The sequence below is a fragment of the Vogesella facilis genome (genome assembly GCF_042648525.1).
Taxonomy (GTDB): domain Bacteria; phylum Pseudomonadota; class Gammaproteobacteria; order Burkholderiales; family Chromobacteriaceae; genus Vogesella; species Vogesella facilis.
This window is the reverse complement of the sequence record NZ_JBHRXN010000001.1, coordinates 189920-215865: the sequence shown is the minus strand read 5'-3', so window position 1 is coordinate 215865 and position 25946 is coordinate 189920. Positions and strand designations below refer to the sequence as shown.

The 25946-nt window shown below is 62.2% G+C and carries 23 protein-coding genes, 2 tRNA genes and 1 riboswitch; of the genes, 20 read left to right on the top strand and 5 right to left on the bottom strand.

The genetic code is table 11. The features are described from left to right. Positions 1–17 precede the first annotated feature (17 nt). The 13 genes from ACFOLG_RS01075 to ACFOLG_RS01015 are packed head-to-tail and all read left to right on the top strand — an operon-like array spanning position 18 to position 13942. The gene (locus tag ACFOLG_RS01075) at positions 18–599 is read left to right on the top strand and encodes an NADH-quinone oxidoreductase subunit C (RefSeq protein WP_386087541.1); all 582 of its coding nucleotides are present in this window, start codon (positions 18–20) and stop codon (positions 597–599) included. Beyond that, positions 592–1845: an NADH-quinone oxidoreductase subunit D gene (locus ACFOLG_RS01070; RefSeq protein ID WP_386087506.1), complete on the top strand. Its 1254-nt coding sequence runs from the start codon at positions 592–594 to the stop codon at positions 1843–1845. Before ACFOLG_RS01075 ends, ACFOLG_RS01070 begins: the two co-directional genes overlap by 8 nt. After that, a complete protein-coding gene (gene nuoE, locus ACFOLG_RS01065) occupies positions 1845–2345 on the top strand; it encodes an NADH-quinone oxidoreductase subunit NuoE (RefSeq protein ID WP_386087504.1) in 501 nt (166 codons plus the stop codon). The genes ACFOLG_RS01070 and nuoE overlap by 1 nt, the downstream gene beginning before the upstream one ends. Beyond that, complete coding sequence (nuoF, locus tag ACFOLG_RS01060) at positions 2345–3640, top strand: NADH-quinone oxidoreductase subunit NuoF (RefSeq protein ID WP_386087502.1); 1296 nt, start codon at positions 2345–2347, stop codon at positions 3638–3640. The genes nuoE and nuoF overlap by 1 nt, the downstream gene beginning before the upstream one ends. 3 nt (positions 3641–3643) lie before the next feature. Then, the gene (gene nuoG / locus ACFOLG_RS01055) at positions 3644–6001 is read left to right on the top strand and encodes an NADH-quinone oxidoreductase subunit NuoG (RefSeq protein ID WP_386087501.1); all 2358 of its coding nucleotides are present in this window, start codon (positions 3644–3646) and stop codon (positions 5999–6001) included. Positions 6002–6004: 3 nt separating this feature from the next. Continuing rightward, a complete protein-coding gene (gene nuoH, locus ACFOLG_RS01050) occupies positions 6005–7051 on the top strand; it encodes an NADH-quinone oxidoreductase subunit NuoH (protein WP_386087499.1) in 1047 nt (348 codons plus the stop codon). 29 nt (positions 7052–7080) lie between these two features. After that, positions 7081–7560: an NADH-quinone oxidoreductase subunit NuoI gene (gene nuoI / locus ACFOLG_RS01045; RefSeq protein ID WP_197693963.1), complete on the top strand. Its 480-nt coding sequence runs from the start codon at positions 7081–7083 to the stop codon at positions 7558–7560. Positions 7561–7569: 9 nt separating this feature from the next. Further along, the gene (locus tag ACFOLG_RS01040) at positions 7570–8214 is read left to right on the top strand and encodes an NADH-quinone oxidoreductase subunit J (protein WP_386087498.1); all 645 of its coding nucleotides are present in this window, start codon (positions 7570–7572) and stop codon (positions 8212–8214) included. Positions 8215–8234: 20 nt separating this feature from the next. Beyond that, positions 8235–8540, top strand: a complete 306-nt coding sequence (gene nuoK / locus ACFOLG_RS01035) for an NADH-quinone oxidoreductase subunit NuoK (protein WP_174875937.1) — start codon at positions 8235–8237, stop codon at positions 8538–8540. A gap of 36 nt (positions 8541–8576) precedes the next feature. Continuing rightward, positions 8577–10625, top strand: coding sequence for an NADH-quinone oxidoreductase subunit L (nuoL, locus tag ACFOLG_RS01030; protein ID WP_386087496.1), 2049 nt, complete (start codon positions 8577–8579; stop codon positions 10623–10625). Between the two features lie 40 nt (positions 10626–10665). Further along, a complete protein-coding gene (locus ACFOLG_RS01025) occupies positions 10666–12162 on the top strand; it encodes an NADH-quinone oxidoreductase subunit M (protein ID WP_386087494.1) in 1497 nt (498 codons plus the stop codon). Between the two features lie 18 nt (positions 12163–12180). Next, positions 12181–13635, top strand: coding sequence for an NADH-quinone oxidoreductase subunit NuoN (gene nuoN / locus ACFOLG_RS01020; RefSeq protein WP_386087492.1), 1455 nt, complete (start codon positions 12181–12183; stop codon positions 13633–13635). Positions 13636–13645: 10 nt separating this feature from the next. Beyond that, positions 13646–13942, top strand: a complete 297-nt coding sequence (locus ACFOLG_RS01015; protein WP_386087490.1) for a DUF2818 family protein — start codon at positions 13646–13648, stop codon at positions 13940–13942. A 279-nt stretch (positions 13943–14221) separates the two neighbouring features. Here the strand turns inward: ACFOLG_RS01015 and ACFOLG_RS01010 are convergent, their stop codons facing one another. Together ACFOLG_RS01010 and ACFOLG_RS01005 are read right to left on the bottom strand one after the other, a co-directional pair. After that, positions 14222–15088: a lipid A biosynthesis lauroyl acyltransferase gene (locus ACFOLG_RS01010; RefSeq protein ID WP_386087488.1), complete on the bottom strand. Its 867-nt coding sequence runs from the start codon at positions 15086–15088 to the stop codon at positions 14222–14224. Between the two features lie 11 nt (positions 15089–15099). After that, positions 15100–15984, bottom strand: coding sequence for a lysophospholipid acyltransferase family protein (locus tag ACFOLG_RS01005; protein ID WP_386087486.1), 885 nt, complete (start codon positions 15982–15984; stop codon positions 15100–15102). A 69-nt stretch (positions 15985–16053) separates the two neighbouring features. On the opposite strand from ACFOLG_RS01005, the gene metK reads away from it, so the two are divergent. From metK to metF, 3 genes are all read left to right on the top strand, one after another. Then, positions 16054–17223, top strand: a complete 1170-nt coding sequence (metK, locus tag ACFOLG_RS01000) for a methionine adenosyltransferase (protein WP_386087484.1) — start codon at positions 16054–16056, stop codon at positions 17221–17223. A 119-nt stretch (positions 17224–17342) separates the two neighbouring features. Next, a riboswitch (S-adenosyl-L-homocysteine riboswitch) is annotated at positions 17343–17407 on the top strand. A 105-nt stretch (positions 17408–17512) separates the two neighbouring features. Beyond that, entirely contained in the window at positions 17513–18913 is a 1401-nt protein-coding gene (gene ahcY, locus ACFOLG_RS00995; RefSeq protein ID WP_386087482.1) for an adenosylhomocysteinase, read from the top strand. Positions 18914–19053: 140 nt separating this feature from the next. Continuing rightward, a complete protein-coding gene (metF, locus tag ACFOLG_RS00990; protein WP_386087480.1) occupies positions 19054–19890 on the top strand; it encodes a methylenetetrahydrofolate reductase [NAD(P)H] in 837 nt (278 codons plus the stop codon). Between the two features lie 85 nt (positions 19891–19975). On the opposite strand, the gene ACFOLG_RS00985 is transcribed toward metF, so the two are convergent. Both ACFOLG_RS00985 and ACFOLG_RS00980 read right to left on the bottom strand, forming a co-directional pair. Then, on the bottom strand, positions 19976–21781 hold the full coding sequence (locus tag ACFOLG_RS00985; protein WP_386087478.1) for a sensor domain-containing diguanylate cyclase: 1806 nt from the start codon (positions 21779–21781) through the stop codon (positions 19976–19978). A 252-nt stretch (positions 21782–22033) separates the two neighbouring features. After that, positions 22034–22516 (bottom strand): Lrp/AsnC family transcriptional regulator, encoded by a 483-nt coding sequence (locus tag ACFOLG_RS00980; RefSeq protein WP_386087476.1) that lies wholly within the window; start codon positions 22514–22516, stop codon positions 22034–22036. A 361-nt stretch (positions 22517–22877) separates the two neighbouring features. Here ACFOLG_RS00980 and hppD point away from each other — a divergent pair, with 361 nt between their 5' ends. The 4 genes from hppD to ACFOLG_RS00960 all read left to right on the top strand — a co-directional run bounded on the left by hppD (position 22878) and on the right by ACFOLG_RS00960 (position 25181). Continuing rightward, positions 22878–23951 (top strand): 4-hydroxyphenylpyruvate dioxygenase, encoded by a 1074-nt coding sequence (hppD, locus tag ACFOLG_RS00975; protein WP_386087474.1) that lies wholly within the window; start codon positions 22878–22880, stop codon positions 23949–23951. A gap of 277 nt (positions 23952–24228) precedes the next feature. Continuing rightward, positions 24229–24885: a maleylacetoacetate isomerase gene (gene maiA, locus ACFOLG_RS00970; protein ID WP_386087472.1), complete on the top strand. Its 657-nt coding sequence runs from the start codon at positions 24229–24231 to the stop codon at positions 24883–24885. 122 nt (positions 24886–25007) lie between these two features. Further along, positions 25008–25083 (top strand) — tRNA-Phe (locus tag ACFOLG_RS00965). A gap of 22 nt (positions 25084–25105) precedes the next feature. Continuing rightward, positions 25106–25181 (top strand) — tRNA-Phe (locus ACFOLG_RS00960). Positions 25182–25326: 145 nt separating this feature from the next. On the opposite strand, the gene ACFOLG_RS00955 is transcribed toward ACFOLG_RS00960, so the two are convergent. After that, a complete protein-coding gene (locus ACFOLG_RS00955) occupies positions 25327–25926 on the bottom strand; it encodes a MarC family protein (protein ID WP_386087470.1) in 600 nt (199 codons plus the stop codon). Between the last annotated feature and the right edge of the window lie 20 nt (positions 25927–25946).

Genomic DNA, 25946 nt, shown 5'->3' with positions numbered 1-25946 from the left:
AAACCATGTCCGTGAAAATGGAAAAGCTCAAGACGGCGGTTGCAGAGGTGCTGGGCGACAAGCTCGTCAGCACCAAAATCGCACTGGATGAGCTGACCGTGGTGTGCAAGGCTGCCGATACGCTGGCAGTGATGACCGCCCTGCGCGACCACGACACCCTGTCGTTTGAACAATGCATCGACGTCTGTGGCATGGACTACAGCGCATACAAGGACCAGCCCTGGGACGGTCCGCGTTACGCCGTGGTCTACCACCTGCTGTCGCTCAAGCACAATGTACGCATCCGCGTGCGCATCTTCGCCGAGGATGACAGCTTCCCGGTGGTGCCGTCCGTGGTGGATATCTGGACTGCGGCCAACTGGTTCGAGCGCGAAGCGTTCGACCTGTACGGCATCGTGTTCGATGGCCACCCCGACCTGCGTCGCCTGCTGACCGACTATGGCTTCGTCGGCCATCCGTTCCGCAAGGACTTCCCGCTGTCCGGCCACGTAGAAATGCGTTACGACGCTGCCCAGCAGCGCGTCATCTACCAGCCGGTCACCATCGAGCCGCGCGAAATCACACCGCGCATCATCCGCGAGGAGAACTACGGTGGCTGAAATCCGTAACTACACGCTGAACTTCGGTCCGCAACACCCTGCAGCGCACGGTGTGCTGCGTCTGGTGCTGGAGCTGGACGGTGAGGTGGTACAGCGTGCCGACCCGCACATCGGCCTGCTGCACCGCGGCACCGAGAAGCTGGCGGAAAGCAAGACCTTCATCCAGTCGCTGCCGTACATGGACCGCCTGGACTACGTGTCCATGATGTGCAACGAGCACGCCTACTGCCTGGCCATCGAGAAGCTGGCCGGCATCGACGTGCCGCTGCGCGCGCAGTACATCCGCGTGATGTTTTCCGAGATCACCCGTATCCTCAACCACCTGCTGTGGATTGGTGCGCACGCGCTGGATATCGGGGCGATGACCATGTTCCTGTACGCCTTCCGCGAACGCGAAGACCTGATGGACTGCTACGAGGCCGTGTCCGGCGCCCGTATGCACGCCGCCTACTTCCGCCCCGGTGGCGTGTACCGTGACCTGCCGGATTCCATGCCGCAGTACACCGTATCCAAGATCAAGAACGCCCGTGAACTGGCCAAGCTCAACGAAGGCCGCCAGGGCACCATGCTGGACTTCATCGAAGACTTCACCAAGCGCTTCCCAGAAAAGATCGACGAGTACGAGACCCTGCTCACAGACAACCGTATCTGGAAGCAGCGTACCGTCGGCATCGGCGTGGTGTCGCCGGAGCGTGCCAAGAACCTGGGTCTGACCGGCGCCATGCTGCGCGGCTCGGGTATCGCCTGGGACCTGCGCAAGACCCAGCCGTACGACGTGTACGACCGTGTCGACTTCGACGTGCCGGTAGGCGTGACCGGTGACTGCTACGACCGCTACCTGGTGCGCATGGAAGAAATGCGCCAGTCCAACCGCATCGTGCAGCAGTGCGTGGCCTGGCTGAAAGCCAATCCGGGTCCGGTCATCACCGACAACCACAAGTTCGCTCCGCCGGGCCGTGAAGACATGAAGTCGAACATGGAGGAGCTGATCCACCACTTCAAACTGTTCACCGAAGGCATGCATGTGCCGGAAGGCGAGGCCTACGCCGCGGTGGAACATCCGAAGGGTGAGTTCGGTATCTATCTGGTGTCCGACGGCGCCAACAAACCGTACCGCTTGAAAATCCGCGCACCTGGCTATGCCCACCTGGCAGCCCTGGACGAAATGTCGCGCGGCCACATGATTGCCGACGTGGTGGCAATCATCGGTACCCAGGATATCGTATTTGGGGAGATCGACCGCTGATGCTATCCGCTGAATCCCTGGCAAAAATTGATCGCGAACTGGCGAAATACCCGGCCGATCAGGCTCGTTCTGCCGTGATGGGCGCCCTGCGCATCGCACTGACCGAGCGCCGTGAACAAGGTGCAACGCCGGAAGAGCGTTGCCTGAATTCGGAAGTGATTGAGTTCGTCGCCAACTATATCGGCATCGCGCCGGTAGCCGCGTACGAAGTCGCCACCTTCTACAACATGTACGACATGAAGCCGGTAGGCAAGCACAAGATCACCGTGTGCACCAACCTGCCCTGTGCGCTGCGTGGCGGCATGAACGCCGCCGAGTACATCGGCAAGAAACTGGGCATCCACCTGGGCGAAACCACTGCCGACGGCAAGTTCACCCTGCTGGAGGGTGAGTGCATGGGTGCCTGCGGCGATGCGCCGGTACTGCTGGTGAACAACCACTCCATGTGCAGCTTCATGACCCCTGAAGCCATCGATAAGAAACTGGCGGAGTTGGAATAATGGCTATCTTCGTCAAAGGCGTGATTTTCGAAGGTGTGGACACCACCGCACCGGATTGCTGGCACATCGATGCCTACATGGCGCGTGGCGGCTACCAGGCTCTGAAGAAGATCCTAGAAGGCCAGATGCCGCAGGAAGACGTGATCGCGGAAGTGAAGGGCTCCGGCCTGCGCGGCCGCGGCGGTGCGGGCTTCCCCACCGGCCTGAAGTGGAGCTTCATGCCGCGTTCCTTCCCGGGCGACAAGTACGTGGTGTGCAACACCGACGAGGGCGAACCGGGCACCTTCAAGGATCGCGACATTCTGCTGTACAACCCGCATGCGCTGATCGAAGGCATGATCATTGCCGGCTACGCCATGGGTTGCAAGGCAGGCTACAACTACATCCACGGCGAAATCTTCGAGGCTTACGAGCTGTTCGAAGCGGCGCTGGACGAAGCGCGCAAGGCCGGTTTCCTGGGGCAGAACATCCTGGGCACCGACTTCAGCTTCGATCTGTTTGCCCATCATGGTTACGGCGCCTACATCTGTGGCGAGGAAACCGCGCTGCTGGAATCGCTGGAAGGCAAGAAAGGCCAGCCGCGCTTCAAACCGCCGTTCCCGGCCAGCTTCGGCCTGTATGGCAAGCCGACCACCATCAACAACACCGAATCGTTCGCCTCGGTGCCGTTCATCATCCGCGACGGTGGCCAGAAATTCCTAGAAGCCGGCAAGCCGAACAACGGCGGCACCAAGCTGTTCTCGATTTCCGGCCACGTCAATCGCCCGGGCAACTACGAGATTCCGCTGGGCACGCCGTTCGCTACGCTGCTGGAAATGGCCGGCGGCATGAAGGACGGCAAGAAGCTCAAGGCCGTGATTCCTGGTGGCTCCTCCGCGCCGGTACTGCCGGGCGACGTGATGATGGAACTGACCATGGATTACGACAGCATCGCCAAGGCCGGCTCCATGCTGGGCTCCGGCGCGGTGATCGTGATGAACGAAGACGTATGCATGGTGAAGGCGCTGGAGCGTCTGGCCTACTTCTATCACGAGGAATCCTGCGGTCAGTGCACCCCGTGCCGTGAAGGTACCGGCTGGCTGTATCGCGTGATTCACCGCATTGCCCACGGCGAAGGCCGCGAGGGCGATCTGGAATTGCTGGAGTCCGTCGGCAACAACATGGCTGGCCGCACCATCTGCGCGCTGGCCGATGCTGCCGTGTTCCCGGTTCGAAGCTTTACCAAACACTTCCGTCACGAGTTCGAGCATCTGATCGAGCACAAGAAGTCTTTGGTAGATCACAAATGGTGTTGAGCGATGCTTGAAATCGAAATCGACGGAAAAAAACTGACAGTCAACCAGGGCAGCACCGTAATGGATGCCGCCCACGCTGCCGGTACCTACATTCCGCACTTCTGCTACCACAAGAAACTGTCGATTGCGGCCAACTGCCGCATGTGCCTGGTGGAAGTCGAGAAAGCGCCGAAGCCGCTGCCGGCCTGTGCCACCCCGGTGACCGACGGCATGAAAGTGCATACCGCCTCGCCGCTGGCCAAGAAGGCCCAGGCTGGCGTGATGGAATTCCTGCTGATCAACCACCCGCTGGACTGCCCGATCTGCGATCAGGGCGGCGAGTGCCAACTGCAGGATCTGGCGGTGGGCTACGGCAACTCCGCTTCCCGTTACCAGGAAGAAAAACGCGTGGTGGTAGGCAAGGACATGGGCCCGCTGGTTTCCGCCGAGGAAATGAGCCGCTGCATCCACTGCACCCGCTGCGTACGTTTCACCGAGGAAATCGGCGGCTTCCAAGAAATCGGCATGGCGAACCGCAGCGAGTTCTCCGAAATCATGCCGTTCCTGGGCAAGACCGTGGATTCGGAAATCTCCGGCAACGTGATCGACCTGTGCCCGGTAGGCGCGCTGACTTCCAAGCCGTTCCGCTACAGCACCCGTGCCTGGGAACTGTCGCGCCGCAAGTCGGTAAGCCCGCACGATGGCCTGGGTGCCAACCTGATCGTGCAGGTGAAGCAGAACGAAGTAATGCGCGTGCTGCCGCTGGAAAACGAAGCCATCAACGAATGCTGGATCGCCGACCGTGACCGCTTCTCCTACGAAGGCCTGAACAGCGCCGAGCGTCTGCAGAAGCCGATGATCAAGTTCGACGGCAAGTGGCACGAGACTGACTGGCAGACCGCGCTGGAATACGTGGTGAAAGGCCTGAACGGCGTGTCCGCCGATCACGGCAAGGATGCCATCGGCTTCCTGCTGTCGCCGCACAGCACCACCGAAGAACTGTACCTGGCCCAGAAGCTGGCCCGTGCCTTCGGCGTGAACAACATTGACGCCGGCCTGCGCCGCGGCGATGCCCGCGTGGCCAAGCAGCAGCAGGGCGCGCTGTGGCTGGGTTCCTCCATCGTGGAACTGGCCGCCAGCAAATCCATCCTGGTAGTAGGCGCCACCCAGCGCAGCGAGCAGCCGCTGCTGGCTTCCCGCCTGCGTCAGGCGGTGAAGAAGGGCAGCCAGCTGAACGTGATCCACGTGGCCGACGACGAGCTGTTCACCAGCCTCAACGCCAAGCTGATCGTGGCACCGCAGCAGCTGGTGAACGGCCTGGCGCAAGTGCTGAAGGCCGTGGTGGCTGCCAAGGGCGGCGACATCGCCATCGACCTGGCTGCGGCCAACGTGTCCGCCGAGGCCCAGGCGATTGCCGACAGCCTGTGCGGTGCCGACGGTGCGTCCATCGTGCTGGGCAACGTGGCGCAGAACCACCCTGCGTTTTCCGAACTGCTGGCGCTGGCGCAGGAAATCGCCCGTATCAGCGGTGCCCGCTTCGGTATCGCCGCTGCTGCCGCCAACACCGTGGGTGCCGAGGTGGTGGGTGCCAACCCGGCACGCGGCGCCTTCGGTCAGAGCGTGACTGCCGGTCTGTCCGCCCGCGAGATGCTGGCAGCCCCGCGCAAGGCCTACGTGCTGCTGAACAACGAAGTGGAAGCTGACTGCTACGATGGCCAGCAAGCCGTTGCTGCCATGAAGCAGGCGGCCACCGTGATCGCGCTGAGCGCCTACAAGGGTGCCGGTCTGCTGGATTACGCCGACGTACTGCTGCCGATCGCGCCGTTCTCCGAGACCGCCGGCTCCTTCATCAACATGGAAGGCAAGCTGCAGTCCTTCAACGGTGTGGTGCGTCCGCTGGGCGACACTCGTCCGGCGTGGAAGGTGCTGCGCGTGCTGGGCAATATGCTGAACCTGAACGGCTTCGAGCACAGCTCCTGCGAAGACGTGCGCGCCGAGCTGCTGGCACTGGGCGACATCGCCGCTCAGCTGAACAACGGCCAGTCCGTGCTTGCGGCCAACGTGGCTGCCGGCAACGGCGAGCTGGTGCGTGTCGGCGATGTGCCGCTGTACCACGCCGACCCGATCTGCCGTCGTGCCGATTCGCTGCAGCAGACCGCTGCCGCCGCCGTACCACAGCTGCAGCTGAGCCCGGCCGATGCCGAGCGTCTGGGTCTGCAGGATGGTCAGCGCGTGATCGTGGCACAGGGCAGTGCCGAGGTTAGCCTGGTGCTGCGCACCGAAAAGGCGCTGGCGCAGGGTGCTGCTCGTGTGGCTGCCGCTCACCCGGCAACCCAGGTGCTGGCCGGCCTGTTCGAACCGATTCAGATCAAGCGAGGTTAATCCATGGAACTGCTGCAAAGCTTGTTGGGCGTCGATGCCGGTCTCGCAGTGTGGACACTGCTGAAGATCCTGGTCATCGTCGGCCCGATGATGGGTGCTGTGGCCTACCTGACGCTCGCCGAGCGCAAGGTGATCGGCTACATGCAGATTCGTATCGGTCCGAACCGCGTGGGCCCGAAAGGCCTGCTGCAGCCGCTGGCTGACGGCGTCAAGCTGCTGATGAAGGAAATCATCCTGCCGACCAAGTCGAGCAAGGGGCTGTTCCTGCTGGCACCGGTGCTGTCCATCATGCCGGCGCTGGCGGCCTGGGCGGTGATCCCGTTCGATGACGGTCTGCAGGTAACCAATATCGACGCCTCGCTGCTGTACATCATGGCCATCACCTCGATGGGCGTGTACGGTGTGATCGTCGCCGGTTGGGCCGGTAACTCCAAGTACTCGTTCCTGGGCGCGCTGCGTTCCTCCGCCCAGATCGTGTCCTACGAGATCGCCATGGGCTTCGCGCTGGTCGGCGTACTGATGGTGTCCAGCAGCCTGAACCTGGTGGACATCGTGAAACAGCAGGGCTTCGGCATCGCTGGCGGTTCCATCCTGTCGTGGAACTGGCTGCCGCTGTTTCCGCTGTTCATGGTGTACCTGATCTCCGGCGTGGCCGAGACCAACCGTGCACCGTTCGACGTGGCAGAAGGTGAGTCCGAGATCGTGGCCGGTTTCCACGTGGAATACTCCGGCATGGCGTTCGCCATCTTCTTCCTGGCCGAATACGCCAACATGATCCTGATCGCGGCACTGACCTCGATCATGTTCCTGGGTGGCTGGCTGTCGCCGTTCCCGGCCTCGTGGGGCATTCTGGGCGCTGGCAGCATCCTGTGGCTGTTTGCCAAGATGTCCGTGGTGCTGTTCATGTTCCTGTGGTTCCGCGCCACCTTCCCGCGTTACCGCTACGACCAGATCATGCGTCTGGGCTGGAAAGTGTTCATTCCGGTGACGCTGGTATGGGTGCTGGTTCTCGGCGTGTGGATGTTGTCTCCGCTGTCGCTGTGGAAGTGATGGAGCTTGGGTGAAATAGCATGGAAATGATCCGCAACTTTTTCAAAACCTTCCTGCTGGTAGAACTGGTGCAGGGCCTGATGGTGACTGGTCGTCACTTCTTCGCCCGCAAGATCACCGTACAGTTCCCGGAAGAGAAGACCCCGATCTCGCCGCGCTTCCGTGGCCTGCACGCCCAGCGCCGTTATGCCAACGGTGAAGAGCGCTGCATCGCCTGTAAGCTGTGCGAGGCTGTGTGTCCGGCAATGGCGATTACCATCGAGTCGGAACAGCGTGATGACGGCACCCGCCGCACCTCGCGTTACGACATCGACCTGACCAAGTGCATCTTCTGCGGCTTCTGTGAAGAGGCCTGCCCGGTAGATGCCATCGTCGAGACCCATATTTTTGAATACCACGGCGAGAAACGTGGCGACCTGTACTACACCAAGCCGATGCTGTTGGCGGTAGGTGACAAGTACGAGGCCGAGATCGCGGCCAACAAGGCTGCGGACGCCAAGTATCGCTAAGGGGGACCCATGAATTTTCAGGCTGTCGTTTTCTATATCCTGTCGGCGATCCTGATTTTCGCGGGTTTCCGCGTGGTCACGGCGAAAAACCCGGTACATGCTGCGCTGTACCTGGTGCTGGCTTTCTTTACCGCTTCCGGCCACTGGCTGCTGCTGCAGGCCGAGTTCCTGGCCATCGCACTGGTACTGGTGTACGTGGGGGCGGTAACCGTTCTGTTCCTGTTTGTGGTGATGATGCTCGACATCAATGTGGAGAAGCTGCGCGCCGGTTTCTGGAGCCACTTCCCGCAAGCTGCCATCGTGGCGCTGATCATGATGGCCGAGATCATTCTGGTGTTGTCCAGCCCGGAGGCCGGCCTGTCCAAGCTGCAGCCGGCGGCCGATGCCATGGCCAAGATCAGCAACGTGAAGGTGCTGGGTGGCCAGCTGTACACCACCTACCTGCTGCCATTTGAAGCGGCTGCGGTGATCCTGCTGGTGGCCATGGTGGCTGCCATCGGTATTACCCAGCGTCAGCGCAAAGACAGCAAGGCGGTTGATCCGGGGGTGCAGGTACGTGTCCGTCGCGACGATCGCGTGCGCATCGTCAAGATGGATGCGGTGAAGCCAGAAGTGGCGGCTGCATCCGAGTCCAATACCGAGCAACAGGCCTGACGGCCGTAACGGGAGTAAACGTGCTTACACTGACTCACTTCCTGGTGCTGGCCGGCATCCTGTTCGCCATCAGCGTCCTGGGCATTTTCCTGAACCGGAAAAACCTGATTGTGCTGTTGATGGCCATCGAATTGATGCTGCTTGCGGTGAACTACAACTTCATCGCGTTCTCGCACTACCTGTCGGATTCGGCAGGGCAGATTTTCGTCTTCTTCATCCTGACCGTGGCGGCCGCCGAATCGGCAATCGGCCTCGCGATTCTGGTGGTGTTGTTCCGTAACCTGAACAGCATCAACGTGGAAGACTTGGGCAGCCTCAAAGGCTAACAAAACCGGATTTCAATTCTAAAAAGCACGACAAACATGGATATGAAGAGCTTATACCTGCTGATTGCGCTCTCACCGCTGGTGGGGTCGATCATTGCAGGCCTGTTTGGCTGGGCGATTGGTCGCCGTGCTGCCCACGTTGTGACGATTCTCGGCGTGGCAGTATCGGCGGTACTGTCGATCGGCGTACTGAAGGGCTTCCTCGATGGCAGCGCCCAGGTATTCAACGGTCCTGTCTACACCTGGCTGACGGTCGGTGGCTACGAATTCTCCGTCGGTTTCCTGGTGGATTCGCTGACCGCGATGATGCTGGTGGTGGTGACCAGCGTGTCGTTGATGGTGCACATCTACACCATCGGCTACATGCAGGAAGATCCGGGCTACCAGCGCTTCTTCAGCTACATCTCGCTGTTTACCTTCTCGATGCTGATGCTGGTGATGTCCAACAACTTCATCCAGCTGTTCTTCGGCTGGGAGGCGGTTGGCCTGGTGTCCTACCTGCTGATCGGCTTCTGGTTCAAGCGCCCGACTGCGATCTTCGCCAACCTGAAGGCCTTCCTGGTTAACCGCGTAGGCGACTTCGGCTTCCTGCTGGGTATCGGCCTGGTGCTGGCCTACTTCGGTGGCTCGCTGAACTACAGCGACGTGTTCGCTGCCGCGCCTGCGCTGGCCAGCAAGACCATCAGCCTGATTCCGGGCACCGAATGGTCGCTGCTGACCGTAACCTGCATCCTGCTGTTCATCGGCGCGATGGGTAAATCGGCACAGTTCCCGCTGCACGTGTGGCTGCCGGACTCCATGGAAGGCCCGACCCCGATCTCGGCACTGATTCACGCCGCGACCATGGTGACTGCCGGTATCTTCATGGTGTCGCGCATGAGCCCGCTGTACGAGATGTCCGACGTGGCGCTGAACGTGGTAATGACTGCCGGTGCCATCACTGCGCTGTTCATGGGCTTCCTCGGCATCGTGCAGAACGACATCAAGCGCGTGGTGGCTTATTCCACCCTGTCGCAGCTGGGTTACATGACCGTGGCGCTGGGCGCCTCCGCCTACTCGGTGGCCATGTTCCACGTGATGACGCACGCCTTCTTCAAGGCTCTGCTGTTCCTCGGCGCCGGCTCCGTAATTATGGGCATGCACCATGACCAGGACATGCGCAATATGGGCGGCTTGCGCAAGTACATGCCGATTACCTGGATTACTTCGCTGCTGGGCTCGCTGGCGCTGATCGGTACCCCGTTTTTCTCCGGCTTCTACTCGAAGGATTCCATCATCGAGGCGGTGCATGCGTCGCATCTGCCGGCAGCCGGTTTTGCCTACTTTGCCGTCATCGCCGGCGTGTTCGTAACCGCCTTCTACTCCTTCCGCATGTACTTCCTGGTGTTCCACGGCAAGGAACGCTGGATGCAGAATCATGGCGAGCATGCCCACCATGGCGACCACGATGACGAAGAGCCGTCCGAAGATCACCATCACGGCCTGGGCCCGAACGACAAGCCGCACGAAAGCCCGTGGGTGGTAACCCTGCCGCTGGTGCTGCTGGCGATTCCGTCGGTGCTGATCGGCTTCTTCGCCATTGACCCGTTGTTGTACGGTGAGTTCTTCAAGGGCGTGATTCACATCAACCACGAACTGCACCCGGCGCTGGAAGAAATGGGCCACGAGTTCCATGGTCCGGTGGCGATGGCAATCCACGCGCTGTCCACCGCGCCGTTCTGGTTGGCCGCAGCCGGCGTTGCCGTTGCCTGGTTCTTCTACATGAAGGCGCCGCAGATCCCGGCCGCCATCAAACAGAAGTTCGCTCCGGTGCATACCCTGCTGGAGAACAAGTACTACCTGGATGAGATCTACTTTGCCGTATTCGCCAAGGGCTCGCGCCTGCTGGGCACTTTCTTCTGGAAAGTGGGCGACATGCTGCTGATCGACGGCCTGCTGGTGAACGGCACGGCGCGTCTGGTGGGTTACTTCTCCGGCGTGGTACGCAAGCTGCAGACCGGTTTCATCTACAGCTACGCCGCCATCATGATCGTTGGCGTGCTGGTGCTGATGACCTACTGGTTGAAGCCGCTGATCCTGCGTTGAGGGTCGGTTACCGGAATCGCAAAAAGAATAGGTTATCGATATGTTTGCTAATACCTTGAGTCTGGTGATCTGGACTCCGATCGTGGCCGGCCTGCTGGTGCTGGCCACCGGCGGCGACCAGCGAGCGACGCTGGCCCGCTGGCTGGCTGTTGCCGGCGCCCTGGCCGGTTTCCTGGTGTCGCTGCCCTTGTTCACCGGGTTCAACAATCTGCATGGCGGCATGCAGTTTGTTGAAAAGATGCCGTGGATCGAATCGCTGGGCATCAACTACCACCTGGGGGTGGACGGCATTTCCATGCTGTTCATCGTGCTGAACAGCTTCACCACCTTGCTGGTGGTGTTGGCTGGTTGGGAAGTGATCCAGAAGCGCACCGGGCAGTACATGGCCGCGTTCCTGATCATGTCCGGCCTGATCAACGGCGCGTTTGCCGCGCTGGATGCCATCCTGTTCTACGTGTTCTTCGAGGGCATGCTGATCCCGATGTACCTGATCATCGGTGTCTGGGGTGGTCCGCGTCGTGTATACGCTTCGGTAAAGTTCTTCCTGTACACCCTGCTGGGCTCGCTGCTGATGCTGGTAGCGTTCATCTACCTGTACTTCCAGGCCGGCAAGAGCTTCGAGATCGAGGCCTTCCAGGCGCTGGCGAAGATCCCGCGTGATGTGCAGATCCTGCTGTTCGTTGCCTTCTTCCTGTCCTTCGCGGTGAAGGTGCCGATGTGGCCGGTGCACACCTGGCTGCCGGATGCCCACGTGGAGGCGCCGACCGGCGGTTCCATGGTGCTGGCTGCCATCACCCTGAAGATCGGTGCCTACGGTTTCCTGCGCTTCGCGCTGCCGATCGTGCCGGATGCCGCACTGCAGCTGTCTCCGGTCATCGTGGTGATGTCGCTGGTGGCGGTGGTGTACATCGGCCTGGTGGCGCTGGTGCAGACCGACATGAAGAAACTGGTGGCTTACTCCTCCATTTCCCACATGGGCTTCGTGACTCTGGGCATGTTCCTGTTCAGCGGTAGCAATCTGAACGCCTGGGCAGTAGAGGGCGCGCTGGTGCAGATGGTGTCGCACGGCTTCGTATCCGCCGCCATGTTCTTCTGTATCGGTGTGATGTACGACCGCGTGCACAGCCGCAACATTGCCGACTACGGCGGTGTGGCCAACAAGATGCCGATCTTTGCCGCCTTCATGATGCTGTTCGCCATGGCCAACTCCGGCCTGCCGGCGACCTCCGGCTTCGTTGGCGAATTCATGGTGATCATGGGCGCCCTGCAAGTGAATTTCTGGGTTGCCGCGCTGGCTGCCACCACGCTGATCTTCGGCGCCGCCTACACCCTGTGGATGTACAAGCGCGTGATTTTCGGTGATGTGGGCAACCATCATGTGGCCGAGCTTTCCGACGTGAACAAGCGCGAGTTCCTGGTGCTGGTAATCCTGGCGGTTGCCGTGCTGGGCATGGGTCTGTACCCGCAAGCCTTTGTCGAGAAGATGCACCTCTCCGTTAATGACCTGATTGCGCATGTTGCGATCAGCAAGCTCTAAGCCAACAAGGACCAAGCGATGAATTGGGCTGATCTCAACCTGATGCCGGCATTGCCCGAGATGTTTCTGCTCGGAGCATTGCTGGTCATCCTGATGCTGGATCTGTTTATCTCGGATGCCAAACGCGTTATCACCTACGGCTTGTCGCTGGTGACGCTGGCGGTGTGCGCGTTCCTGCAGATCAACACGTTTGAACCGTTTGCCAGCTACACCTTCAGCGGCATGTTTGTTGACGACCCGCTGGCGGATATCGTCAAGGTCGCCATGTACGGCGTGACAGCCACGGTGCTGGTTTACACCCGTCAGTACGCCACCGACCGCGGCCTGTTCAAGGGCGAATATTTCACCCTGAGCCTGTTCGCCCTGCTGGGCATGAACTTCATGGTGTCGGCGAGCAACTTCGTCAGCCTGTACCTGGGCCTGGAACTGCTGTCGCTGTCGCTGTACTCGCTGATCGCGCTGCAGCGCGATGCCGCGCGGGCCACCGAATCGGCGATGAAGTACTTCGTGCTGGGCGCACTGGCCTCCGGCCTGCTGCTGTACGGCATGTCCATGCTGTACGGTGCCACCGGTTCGCTGGATCTGGCACTGATCGCCAAGTCGATTGCCGCCGGTTCTGCCAACCAGACCCTGCTGGTATTCGGCCTGGTGTTCATCGTGGCCGGCCTGGCGTTCAAACTGGGTGCGGTACCGTTCCACATGTGGGTACCGGACGTTTACCACGGTGCGCCGACCGCGCTGACGCTGATGATCGGTGCCGCCCCCAAGTTGGCCGCATTCGTGTTCGTGCTGCGCATCCTGGTGCAGGGTCTGGGCGCCATGGTGGCCGACTGGCAGGGCATGCTGGTGATCATCGCCGTGCTGTCGATGGCGATCGGTAACATCACCGCCATCGCGCAGACCAACCTCAAGCGCATGCTGGCGTATTCCACCATCTCGCACATGGGCTTCCTGCTGCTGGGCCTGATCGCGGGCACCCCGGAAGGCTATTCCGCGGCGATGTTCTACGCCATCGTGTACGTGCTGACCACGCTGGTGGGCTTCGGCATCCTGCTGGGCCTGTCGCGCGCCGGTTTCGAGTGCGAAACCCTGGACGACCTGAAGGGCCTGAACGGCCGCAACAGCTGGTACGCACTGCTGATGCTGCTGGCGCTGTTCTCCATGGCCGGTATTCCGCCGCTGGCAGGCTTCTATGCCAAGTTCGCGGTGATCCAGGCCATCGTCAACGTGAACCTGGTATGGCTGGCGGTGGTGGCGGTGCTGATGTCGCTGATCGGTGCCTTCTACTACCTGCGTGCGGTTAAGGCCATGTACTTCGATGACGTACAGGACAACAGCCCGATCAGCATGCCGGGCGACATGAAGCTGGTGCTGTCGGTCAATGCCATGGCGCTGCTGGTGCTGGGCGTGATGCCGGAACGCCTGGTGGCCATGTGTGTCGAAGCGATGAAACTGTCGCTCACCAGCCTGTAAGGATCGAATCGTGGAAACCAGCGTTACCCTCCTGTTGCTCGTCGCCTTTGTTGCGGCCAACCTGCCGTTCGTCAGCAACCGTGTTGCCGGCTTCAAGCAGGTCGCGCGCAAGCACTTCGGCTGGCATCTATTGGAGCTGGTAGCGCTGTTCCTGCTGCTGGGCCTGCTGGCACGGCTGCTGGAAGGGCGCCTGGCGCCGCTGCATGCGCAAAACTGGCAGTTCTACGTGACCACCGTGGCGTTGTTCCTGGTGTTCGCGTTCCCCGGTTTTGTGGCGCGCTACTTCTGGAAGCGCCGTAGTAGCTGAGTCCGCCGCGATCAAGCAAAAACAGCCCGCATCTGCGGGCTGTTTTGTTTTGCATGCGCACAGCGGGGGCGAAGCTTGTGCGTACGGCGATTGGCCTGGCGCCGCAGTCGGCGGAGAGCTTGCCATCACCCGCAGTGCCCATCACCAGTGGCAGCACAATGCGGCCAACGTGGCGAGCCGCGTGCGCAGTCGGTCATGTGCCACGTGAGCAACTGCCGGCAAAGAAAAAGCGGCCAGCGGTGTCACCGCATGGCCGCCTTGTGGTGCCGGCTGATGCGCTCAGTACAGCTTGGGCTGGCCCGCCGGGCGGGTCTTGAAGCGTTTGTGCAGCCAGAAATACTGTTCCGGCGCCTCCAGGATGCGCTGTTCCAGGAAGGCATTCATCGCGCGGGTGTCAGCGGTCAGGTCGTCGCTGGGGAAGTTCTGCAGCGGCGGATGGATGTCCAGCACGAAGCGGCCGCCTTCGCGGCGGGCAATCGCCGGCACCACCTTGGCCTTCGCCAGCGAGGCGATGCGCGACAGGCCGGTAATGGTGGCGGCGTCGGTGGCGAAGAACTTCACGAACACCGAGTCGCGGGCGCCAAAGTCCTGGTCCGGCAGATACAGGAACGGGGTGTGATTCTTGCGCATCGCCTTGATGATGCTGCGCAGGCTCTCCTGCCGCGATACGATAAAGGCGTTGTCGAAGCGATTGCGGCCCTGGTAGAACTGCGCGTCCAGCGTCTTGTTCTTCTGGTGCGAATACACGCTGACCAGCGGCAGTTCCAGGTTTAGGCGCAGCGCGCAGATTTCGAAGGCAACGAAGTGCGGGTAGAACAGGATCACGTCTTCGCCGGCCTCGCGCAGGCGGCTGATGTGCTCCAGGCCACGAATCTCCACCAACCGGCGCAGGCGTTCCGGCGACGACCACCACACCACGCCGTATTCCAGCAGCAGCTTCATCATCTCCACGCAATGGCGGCGAATCAGCCGTCGCCGCGCCTGCGGGCTCATGTCGGGGAAACACAGCCGCAGATTGATCAGGCCGACGCGGCGGCGCTCGCGGGCCAGGCAATACACGATCTGGCCCAGCAGCCAGGCCAGGGCGTGAATGACGGGCAGGGGCAATAGGCGGAGCAGCCACAACAGGGCCAACGCAAGTTTCATGCAGCAGTCTTTCAGACGGAATCGGGAGCTGGCGGTGCGCCGGCAGGGCGCTTGTAGCGGTTGTAGCTCCACAGGTATTGGGACGGGAAGTGGCGGATCAGCCGTTCCACTTCGCCATTGAGGATGGCGACATCGCTGTCACGTTGGCCGCAGAACGGCTGCGACTGCGGCGCGATGTGCACCACGAAACCGCGGCCGTGCGGCAGCCGTTCGCCGGTAAACCACAGCACCGCCACATTGTCCATTTGTGCCAGCCGCGGCAGCAGGCTCATGGTGAAGGCCGGCCGGCCGAAGAACGGCGCCCATACCCCTTCGCCGCTGCCGGGCACCTGGTCCGGCAGGATGATGGTGGCTTCGCCGGATTTCAGCGCCTTCATCAACAGCCGCACCCCGGCGCCAGTGGCCGGTGCGGTCTTGGCGCCGCCACGGACGCGGCCTTCGTTCATGATCGGCTCCAGCCAGCCCAGCTTGGGTGGACGGTACATGGCGGTGAGCGGGAAGGGCAGGCGGGAGGAGATATAGCGGCCGGCGATGTCGTAGCTGCCCAGGTGCGGGGTGACGAAGATCAGGCCCTTGCCGGCGGCCAGCGCCGCCTCGACGTGTTCCCAGCCCTGGCAGTGCTTGATCAGACCGATGATGGCGGCCGGCTCGCGGCACCAGGCGATGGCCAGCTCCAGCGCGCCCTTGCCGGTTTCCGCCGCGGACTGTTTGACGAGCTGTTCACAAACCTGATAATTTCCAGCGATTTTACTGTTCGCAATGTTCGTGCGCATGCGCGCACGAAATCCCGGCGAAAACCAGTACAGCGCCCGCCCGAGCATGCTGCCCAAAGCGTGCAGCAGCGGCAGCGGCAAGGCGGCAAGCGCCTGCAGAACAAAACGTGCGAGTCGGGTCATGGACTTGGACGGACAAAAAAACACGCTATTTTATCATCAACTCACTGGCCATTTTCTGGAACGAAGACAATGAGCGAATATCTTTTTACCTCGGAATCGGTATCGGAAGGACATCCGGACAAGGTTGCCGATCAGATCTCTGACGCCATCCTGGATGCCATCCTGCGCGAGGACAAGTATGCCCGCGTCGCGGCCGAAACGCTGGTAAATACCGGCCTCGTCGTCCTGGCCGGCGAAATCACCACCACCGCCAACATCGATTACATCAAGGTGGCGCGCGAAACCATCAAGCGCATCGGTTACGACAATTCCGAGCTGGGCTTCGACTACCACGGCTGCGCGGTGCTGGTCGGCTACGACAAGCAGTCGCCGGACATCGCCCAGGGCGTGAACGAAGGCGAAGGTCTCGATCTGGAACAGGGCGCCGGCGACCAGGGCCTGATGTTCGGCTACGCTTGCGACGAAACTCCGACGCTGATGCCGTTCCCGATCTACTACGCGCACCGCCTGGTGCAGCGCCAGGCCGAACTGCGCAAGGATGGCCGCCTGCCGTGGCTGCGCCCGGACGCCAAGAGCCAGATCACCTGCGTGTACGACAGCGCCACCGGCCTGCCCAAGCGCATCGACACCGTGGTGCTGTCCACCCAGCACAGCCCGGACATCGATCACAAGATCCTGACCGAAGCGGTAATCGAAGACATCATCAAGCCGGTGCTGCCGGCGGAAATGATCACCGCTGAAACCAAGTTCCTGATCAACCCCACCGGTCGCTTCGTGATTGGCGGCCCGATGGGCGACTGCGGCCTGACCGGTCGCAAGATCATCGTCGACACCTACGGCGGTGCCGCACCGCACGGCGGCGGCGCCTTCTCCGGCAAGGATCCGACCAAGGTCGACCGTTCCGCCGCCTACGCCGGTCGTTACGTGGCCAAGAACATCGTCGCCGCCGGCCTGGCGCGCCAGTGCCAGATCCAGGTTTCCTACGCCATCGGCGTGGCACAGCCGACCTCGATCTCGGTGGATACCTTCGGCACCAACGTGATTCCGAACGAGCAGATCGTCGAGCTGGTGAAGCGCCACTTCGACCTGCGTCCGAAAGGCATCGTGCAGATGCTGGACCTGCTGCGTCCGATCTACACCAAGACCGCCGCCTACGGTCACTTCGGTCGCGAAGAGCCGGAATTCAGCTGGGAACGCACCGACAAGGTGGAGGCGCTGCGCGCCGACGCCGGTCTGTAAGCACGCTCAGCTTACCCGCCAGCAAACCGCCAGCCCGTGCTGGCGGTTTTTGTTTTTCCGGGGGCAGAAGGTTGGCCGCAGGCTGCGGTAAAGCCCGGAAAAACCACGTATAATCGCCGGCTTCCGGGGAGCGCTGCGAGGCTGTGCCCCAGGCCCGGAACCTTCAAAACGGCGCTCACCTGCTATTTGGCTGGTTGCTTCCCGAACGGAAGCGGCCAGAAACCCCGTGCCGGGCACGGGATGCGCGGGTGAGCCATCCCTCCCGGCCTTCGTGAAAAGGATTTGCACGATGGCTGACTTCAACGACTTCGTTGTTGCCGATATCAACCTGGCCGACTGGGGCCGCAAAGAGCTGAACATCGCCGAGACCGAAATGCCGGGCCTGATGGCGACGCGCAAGGAATACCAGCACAGCCAGCCGCTGCGCGGCGCCCGCATCGCCGGCTCGCTGCACATGACGGTGCAGACCGCGGTGCTGATCGAGACCCTGACCGCGCTGGGCGCCGAAGTGCGCTGGGCGTCGTGCAACATCTTCTCCACCCAGGACCACGCCGCGGCGGCGATTGCTGCGGCCAACATCCCGGTGTTCGCCTTCAAGGGCGAGAGCCTGGACGAATACTGGGAATTCAGCCACAAGATCTTCGAATGGCCGGAAGGTCAGCCGGCCAACATGATCCTCGACGACGGTGGCGATGCCACCCTGCTGCTGATGCTGGGCAGCAAGGCGGAGCAGGATCTGGGCGTGATCGGCCACCCGACCAACGACGAAGAAACCGCGCTGTTCGCCTCCATCAAGCGCCACCTGGCCATCGACCCGCAGTGGTACTCCAAGCGCCTGCAGCACATCAAGGGCGTGACCGAGGAAACCACCACCGGCGTGCATCGCCTGTACCAGCTGGAAAAAGACGGCGCGCTGCCGTTCCCGGCGTTCAACGTCAACGACTCGGTGACCAAGTCCAAGTTCGACAACCTGTACGGCTGCCGCGAATCGCTGGTGGACGGCATCAAGCGCGCCACCGACGTGATGATCGCCGGCAAGGTCGCGGTGGTGCTGGGCTACGGCGACGTGGGCAAGGGCTGCGCGCAATCGCTGCGTGGCCTGGGCGCCACCGTGTGGGTGACCGAGATCGACCCGATCTGCGCCCTGCAGGCGGCGATGGAAGGCTACCGCGTGGTACGCATGGACGAAATCTGCGATCAGGCCAACATCTTCGTCACCACCACCGGCAACGTTGGCGTGATCAGCCACGAGCACATGACGCGCATGCGCAATAACGCCATCGTGTGCAACATCGGCCACTTCGACAGCGAGATCGAAGTCGCCAGCCTGCGCCAGTACCAGTGGGAAAACATCAAGCCGCAGGTCGACCACATCATCTTCCCGGACGGCCGCCGCATCATCCTGCTGGCCGAAGGCCGCCTGGTGAACCTGGGCTGCGCCACCGGCCACCCCAGCTTTGTGATGTCCAACTCCTTCACCAACCAGGTGCTGGCGCAGATCGAAATCTTCGCCAATGAGCACAAGTACGAAAACAAGGTGTACGTGCTGCCCAAGCACCTGGACGAGAAGGTGGCACGCTTGCACCTGGAGCGCATCGGCGCGCGCCTGACCGAGCTGTCCGACCAGCAGGCCGCCTACATCAGCGTGCCGAAGGACGGCCCATATAAGCCGGCACACTATCGTTATTGATATTTGATGTCGGTAAAAAGCGGGCAGGCGGCTAGAATTTCCTGCCCGCTTTTTTGCGGCCAACGTTGGCCGCCAGGCGACAAGCGGCCCAGACCGTTACGCCATGCCAGGGATCCCAGAACTCAGCAAGCAGAGCTGCCATGACAGAACGCAAACATACTTTCAGCTTCGAATTCTTTCCGCCGCGCACCGCGGAAGGCATGAGCAAGCTGCGCACCACCCGCCAGCAGCTGGCGCAATTCAAGCCGGAATTCTTCTCGGTGACCTTCGGCGCCGGTGGCACCACCCGCGAAGGCACGCTGGCCACGGTGCTGGAAATCCGCGGCGAAGGCTATGCCGCCGCGCCGCACCTGTCCTGCATCGGCTCCACCCGCGACAACATCCGCTCCATCCTCAATGAATACCGCAACCACGGCATCCGCCACATCGTGGCGCTGCGCGGCGACATGCCGTCCGGCATGGTGGAGGCGGGCGAGTTCCGCTACGCCAACGAGCTGGTGTCCTTCATCCGCGAGGAGCATGGCGACCATTTCCACATCGAGGTGGCGGCTTACCCGGAGTTCCACCCGCAGGCGCGTTCGGCCGAAGACGACATGAACAACTTCGTGCGCAAGGTGAAGGCCGGCGCCAACTCGGCGATGACGCAGTATTTCTTCAATGCCGATTCCTATTTCCGCTTCGTCGACGAGGTGCAGGCGCGCGGCGTGGATGTGCCCATCGTGCCGGGCATCATGCCGATCGCCAACTTCGGCCAGCTGTGCCGCTTCTCTGACATGTGCGGCGCGGAAGTGCCGCGCTGGCTGCGGCTGCGCATGCAGGCGTACATGGACGACACCGCGTCGATCCGCGCACTGGGGCTGGACGTGGTCACCGAGCTGTGCGACCGCCTGCTGGCGAACGGCGCGCCCGGCCTGCACTTCTACACCCTGAACCAGGCCGGCATCGTCTCCACCGTGTGGCAGCGCCTGGGGCTGTGATGGGGCATGCGGCCAACCTTGCCGCGTAAAAAAACCGCCGACTGCGTGGCAGTGCGGCGGTTTTTTCTTGCCGGCGGTGCGGCGGCTACAGGCGCAGATCCGGGCCGACCACGCGGTTGCGGCCCTGGTGCTTGGCCTGGTACAGCCGGCTGTCGGCCTCGGCCAGCAGGTCGTCGATGCTGTCGTGGCGCGCCAGGTCCAGGCTGGCGATGCCGATGCTGACGGTGACGTGGGTGGAGACCGCCGAGGCCATGTGCGGGATGGCCAGCTGCCAGACGCGCTGGCGCAGTTGCTCCGCCAGCTGGCCGGCGCTGGCGGCATCGGTACGCGGCAGCAGCACGGCGAACTCCTCGCCGCCGATGCGCGCCACCAGCTGTTCCTCCAGCGGGAACTGCTGCTGCAGCACCGCGGCCAGCTGGCGCAGGCATTGGTCGCCTTCCAGGTGGCCGAAGCAGTCGTTGTAGGCCTTGAACAGGTCCACATCCAGCAGCAGCAGCGCCAGCGGCTGTTTCAGCGCGCAGGCGGCGGTAAATTCCAGCTGCTTGCGCTGGTCGAACAGGCGACGGTTGGCCAGCCCGGTCAGGCCGTCGGTGTTGGCGATGCTCTCCAGCTTGCTGTTGGCCTGCGCCAGCGCGCGCTGCGTGCTGTCCAGTTCTTCCATGTGCTGCTTGCGCAGCAGCACATTGCACAGCATCTCGCCCACCAGCCGCAGCAGCGCCAGCTCCTTGTCCAGCCAGGCGCGCGGCCGGCTGACCGCGTCGCAGCCGACAAAGCCCAGCAGCTGGCCCTGGTGCGACAGGGTGACCACCGCGATGCTGCGGATGCCGTGCTCGGCAAAGCGCTCGCGTTCGTAATGGCCTTCCTGCGGGATCTCGTCCAGGCTGGAGAACGCCAGTTGTTGCTGGCGCAGCAGCTGCGGCACGAACCACAGCGATTCGCTGATCGGGTAGTCCTCGTAAAAGCCGGCGGTACTCTGCACGCCGCTGGCACACCACTCCTGGTTGTCGTGGATGGTCATTTCCGGGGTGACGCGGAACAGGTAGCAACGCTCGACCTCCAGCAGGCTGCCGATGCGCTCCAGCGCGCTGTCCACCGCCTGGTGCTGCTCCTGCAGTGGCAGGTGGATGAAGCGGGTGGACAGCTCGGAGATCAGGTGCTGGAAGCGGCTGAGGTGCTCCAGCTCGGCGGTGCGCATCGCCACCAGCTCGGTCAGGTGGTCGCGGTGGCGTGCCAGCTCGCGCTCCTGGTGCTGGTGGGTGGTTTCGTAGCCGTGGTGCTGCTGCTGCAGCTGCTGCAGCGCCTGCGTCAGTGCCGCTATTTCGTCGTTGGCAGCGTCAAGGTTGGCCGCCGGCAGCATGCGGCCATGCAGCTGCTGCAGGGGCTGCAGAATGCGGCGCTGCTGGAAGCGGTAGCACAGCAGCGTCAGACCGACGAGGCCGGCCAGCAACTCCAGCAGGATCAGCAGGCTGTCGCGCCACAGCTGCTGTTCCAGCGCCGCTTGCGACAGGCCGATATGCAGCAGGCCCAGCGGCTGGTCGCCGGTGCGGCGCGACTGCACCGGCAGCTCGATGACATGGCTGACATCGTCGCCGCTGCCCAGCTCCTGCAGCACCGCGCCCTGGTTGTTGCGCAGCGAAATCTGGCGGATGCCTTCCTGTTGCAGCAGGTCGCGCAGCAGCTGCAGCGTGGCACCCTGGTCTACGTCCCAGACGCTTTGCGCCAGCATCGGCATCAGCTGCAGCTCGATGCGCTGTGGAATATCGGCCAGCTGCTGCTGTTTGGCGCGATAGCCGAGTGCGAGCTGCAGCAGCAGCGCCAGCGCGCAGAACACGGCGCTGAACAACAGCGCGCGCTGCAGCAGTTGCTGTTTGAGGGGTTTGGATAGCGTCACGGCAGGGTTTCCGCAAAAGTCGGCATCAGGACACCGGTTGTGCCAGTGTCCTGCGCGCCTACTGTCCGGCAAAAAACCGGCGCTGGCAAGCGCGTCGGCAGGGCGGCGGCTGGCCGCGCGGTGGCGGGGCGGTGCTGGCGCGCAGTCGGCAGGCGCTGAAATGCAGCAAGGCCCGGCAATGCCGGGCCTTGCGCTCACATCGGCAGGGCGGTTTGCTGCGGGCGGCCACTGTCACACGACCGCGGCAGCGGTTTATTGCCCCAGATGCAGGATGGGCAGCGCGGTGGTCTTCTTGAACTCCTTCAGCACGAAGCTGGATTTCACGTCCTCCACCCCCGGTTGCTGCAGCAGGTCGTCCATCACGAAGCGCGAGAAATGTTCCAGGTCTTCAAAGTACACCTGCAGCAGGTAGTCCATTTCGCCGGTCATCGCATAGCAGTTCACTACTTCCGGCCAGCGCTGTACCGCCTCCATGAAGTTTTCCAGGTGACCGCCGCCGCGTTTTTCCAGCGACACGCGCACGAAGGCCTGCAGGCCGAGGCCGATCTTGGCCGGCTCCAGCAGCGCCACGTACTGGCGAATGACGCCGGATTCTTCCAGCTGTTTCAGGCGGCGCAGGCAGGGGGAGGGGGAGAGGGCCACTTTCTCGGCCAGTTCGACGTTGGTCAGGCGTCCATTGGCTTGCAGTGCGGCCAACATCTTGATGTCGGTCTTGTCCAGTGTTGCCACGGGCATGATATCTCCTGATTATGGTTTTGCTCTGGAATATTGTTTTATGTTTTTAATTTTCTGCGCATTATATCGCAAGAAAATTGCTGGCAAGTTTACTTAGAATACTTCGCCATAGCCAGTCATTTATTACGGCGGCAGTAGATCGCCGGATACCCCAACACAAGAGGAGAACGCCGTGGGCACGCCGCTTGGCGGCGGCTTACGGCACTGCAGGCAGCAGCCACGCCAGATGGTATCTGCTTGTAGCGCTGTTGCATTTTCATCTCCCTGTATCCGGCGGACGCCGTGGCCTGGCGACACCGGCATCCGTGCCGCACACCTACAGAGCTGCAGCCCGCACCGTGGCCGCAAAGAGGAGAACCGCATGAAGATGGAACACCACCTGATGAACCCGCTGGCCACTGACGGTTTCGAGTTTGTCGAATACACCGCGCCCGACGCCGAGGGCGTCGCAAAGCTCAAGGCCCTGTTCCTGTCGCTGGGCTTCATCGAGATCGCCCGTCACCGCAGCAAGGATGTCAGCCTGTTCCGCCAGGGCGACATCAACTTCATCCTCAATGCCGAGCCGACGCAGCCGGCCAGCGAATTCGCCGGCCAGCACGGCCCGTCCGCCTGCGCCATGGCCTGGCGGGTGCAGGATGCCGCCAAGGCCTATGACTACGCACTGTCGCACGGCGCCAAGCCGTACTCCCGCCCGATCGGCTACATGGAGCTGAACATTCCGGCGGTGGAAGGCATCGGCGGTTCCGCGCTGTACTTCGTCGACCGCTACGGCAGCAAGGACATCTACGACATCGACTTCGTGCCGCTGGACGGTGTGGACCAGCACCCGGCGGGGGTTGGCCTCAAGGTGATCGACCACCTCACCCACAATGTCATCCGCGGCAATATGGACAAGTGGGCCGGTTTCTACGAGAACATCGCCAACTTCAAGGAAATCCGCTATTTCGACATCGAGGGCAAGCTCACCGGCCTGGTGTCCAAGGCGATGACCAGCCCGTGCGGCAAGATCCGCATCCCGATCAACGAGTCGTCCGACGACAAGAGCCAGATCGAGGAATTCCTCAAGCAGTACAACGGTGAAGGCATCCAGCATATCGCGCTGACCACCGAGGACATCTACACTACGGTGGAAACCCTGAAGGCGCGCGGCACCCGTTTCCTCGACACGCCGGCCACCTACTACGAGAAAGTGGACCAGCGCGTGCCGAACCACGGCGAGAACCTGGCCCGCCTGCAGCAGAACAGCATCCTGATCGACGGCGCGCCGGTGGAAGGCATCCTGCTGCAGATCTTTACCGAGACCGTGATCGGGCCGATCTTCTTCGAAATCATCCAGCGCAAGGGTAATGAAGGCTTCGGCGAGGGCAACTTCCGCGCGCTGTTCGAATCGATCGAGGAAGACCAGATCCGCCGCGGCGTGCTGTCCGCGGACTAGGAACGTATCCACAATCTAGCGAGCTAGGGCGAGACAAGGCAAAAACGGTTGAGGAAGCGGAATTTACACCGCGTAAATGAGCATTCCGAAATCGTTTTTAACGCGGTATCGCCGACGCGCAGCAGATTGTGAGCATGCGCAAAGTTTCGGCCGCGGTGCCGGTGGCAGGGTGTGGACGATCTGGGCCGCTCGGCACCGCCAGCCGAATCCAGGCAGTGAACGCGTGGCCGCAGCCTTCGGGCTTGCGGCCAACGTTTTTGATACCACGGAGAACACCATGACCCACGACGCCAGAGTGCGCATCCTGTACGGCTATTTCCGCTCCTCCGCCGCCTACCGCGTGCGCATCGCCCTCAACCTGAAGGGGCTGGCTTATGTGCAGCAGCCGGTAAGTCTGGTGAAGGGCGAACAGCGCGGTGACGACTACCTGGCGCTGAACCCGCAGGGTCTGGTGCCGGCATTGCTGGATAGCGGTGTGCTGCTCACCCAGTCGCTGGCGATCTGCGAATACCTGGACGATGCCTACCCGGACACGCCACAGCTGCTGCCGGCGGCGCCGGCGCTGCGGGCTCAGGTGCGCGCGGCGGCGCAGAGCATTGCCTGCGACATCCACCCGCTGAACAACCTGCGCGTGCTCAATTACCTGAAGAACGAACTGCAGCAGCCGGAAGAGGCGCGCAACGCCTGGTACCGCCACTGGGTGGCCGCCGGTTTTGCCGCGCTGGAGCAGCAGTTGGCCGCCAGTGTCGGGCAGTACTGCTTCGGCGACGTGCTTACCCTGGCCGACGCTTGCCTGCTGCCACAGGTATTCAACGCGCAACGCTTCAATGTCGACATGACGCCGTACCCGTTGCTGGCGGCCATCGCCGGCCGGCTGGCGCAGCTGCCGGCCTTTGCCGCCGCCCATCCGGCGCAACAGCCAGACGCTGCATAAAAAAGCGGCAGATTTGAAAAAACCGCTCATTTCTGCGGTTTTTTCTGGAAAATCCTTGACGCAAAAATTCTGATCTGCTTTAATGCGTCCCTCTGATGCAGCACGCAAGTGCGCGGCAAAGAGGCCAATTAGCTCAGTTGGTAGAGCAACGGATTGAAAATCCGTGTGTCCTTGGTTCGATTCCGAGATTGGCCACCACTTTTCCCTGCGCCAGATGTTTGGCCAATTAGCTCAGTTGGTAGAGCAACGGATTGAAAATCCGTGTGTCCTTGGTTCGATTCCGAGATTGGCCACCAGATCATGAAAAGCCGCAATCCTTAACGGGTTGCGGCTTTTTGCATTGCTGCTGCGCCAAGCGGGCCAGCAGGGTGGCCTTGGCGCGGCGGCGGATCGGCACGGCCACAATCGCAAAAAAGTGGCATGCGCCGTTGCCCCGCCCCTTCACGCCAGCTTCTTGATATACGCCGCCACGCCGCCCAGCAGCATCTCGATGGAGATCGCGGTGAGGATCAGGCCCATCAGCCGCTCCATCGCCGTCATCGCCTGCTCGCCCAGCAGGCGGTGAATCTTGCCGGAGAACAGGAACACCAGCAGCGTCACCAGCATGGTGATGCTCAGCGCACCGATCCATTCCAACATGCGTTCCGGCTCGCGCGTCGACATCAGCAGCACGGTGGCCATTGCCGACGGCCCGGCGATCAGCGGTACCGCGATCGGCACGATGAACGGTTCGCCGTTCAACTGGTTGGCCGCATGGCCGCCGTCGCCCGGAAAGATCATCTTCAGCGCGATCAGGAACAGGATCACCCCGCCGGCCACACGCAGGCTTTCATCGGTCAGGTGCATCACCTCCAGAAAGCCCTTGCCGAAGAACATGAAGGTCAGCAACACCACAAAGGCGATCAGGCATTCGCGGTACACCACCTTGCGCCGGCGCTCCGGCTTGACCTGCTTCAGCGCGGAGATGAACAGCGGGATATTGCCCAGCGGATCGGTAATCAGGATCAGCAGCACGGTGGCGGAGAGGAAAGAGGTATTCATCGGGCGTTCCGGGAAAGGGG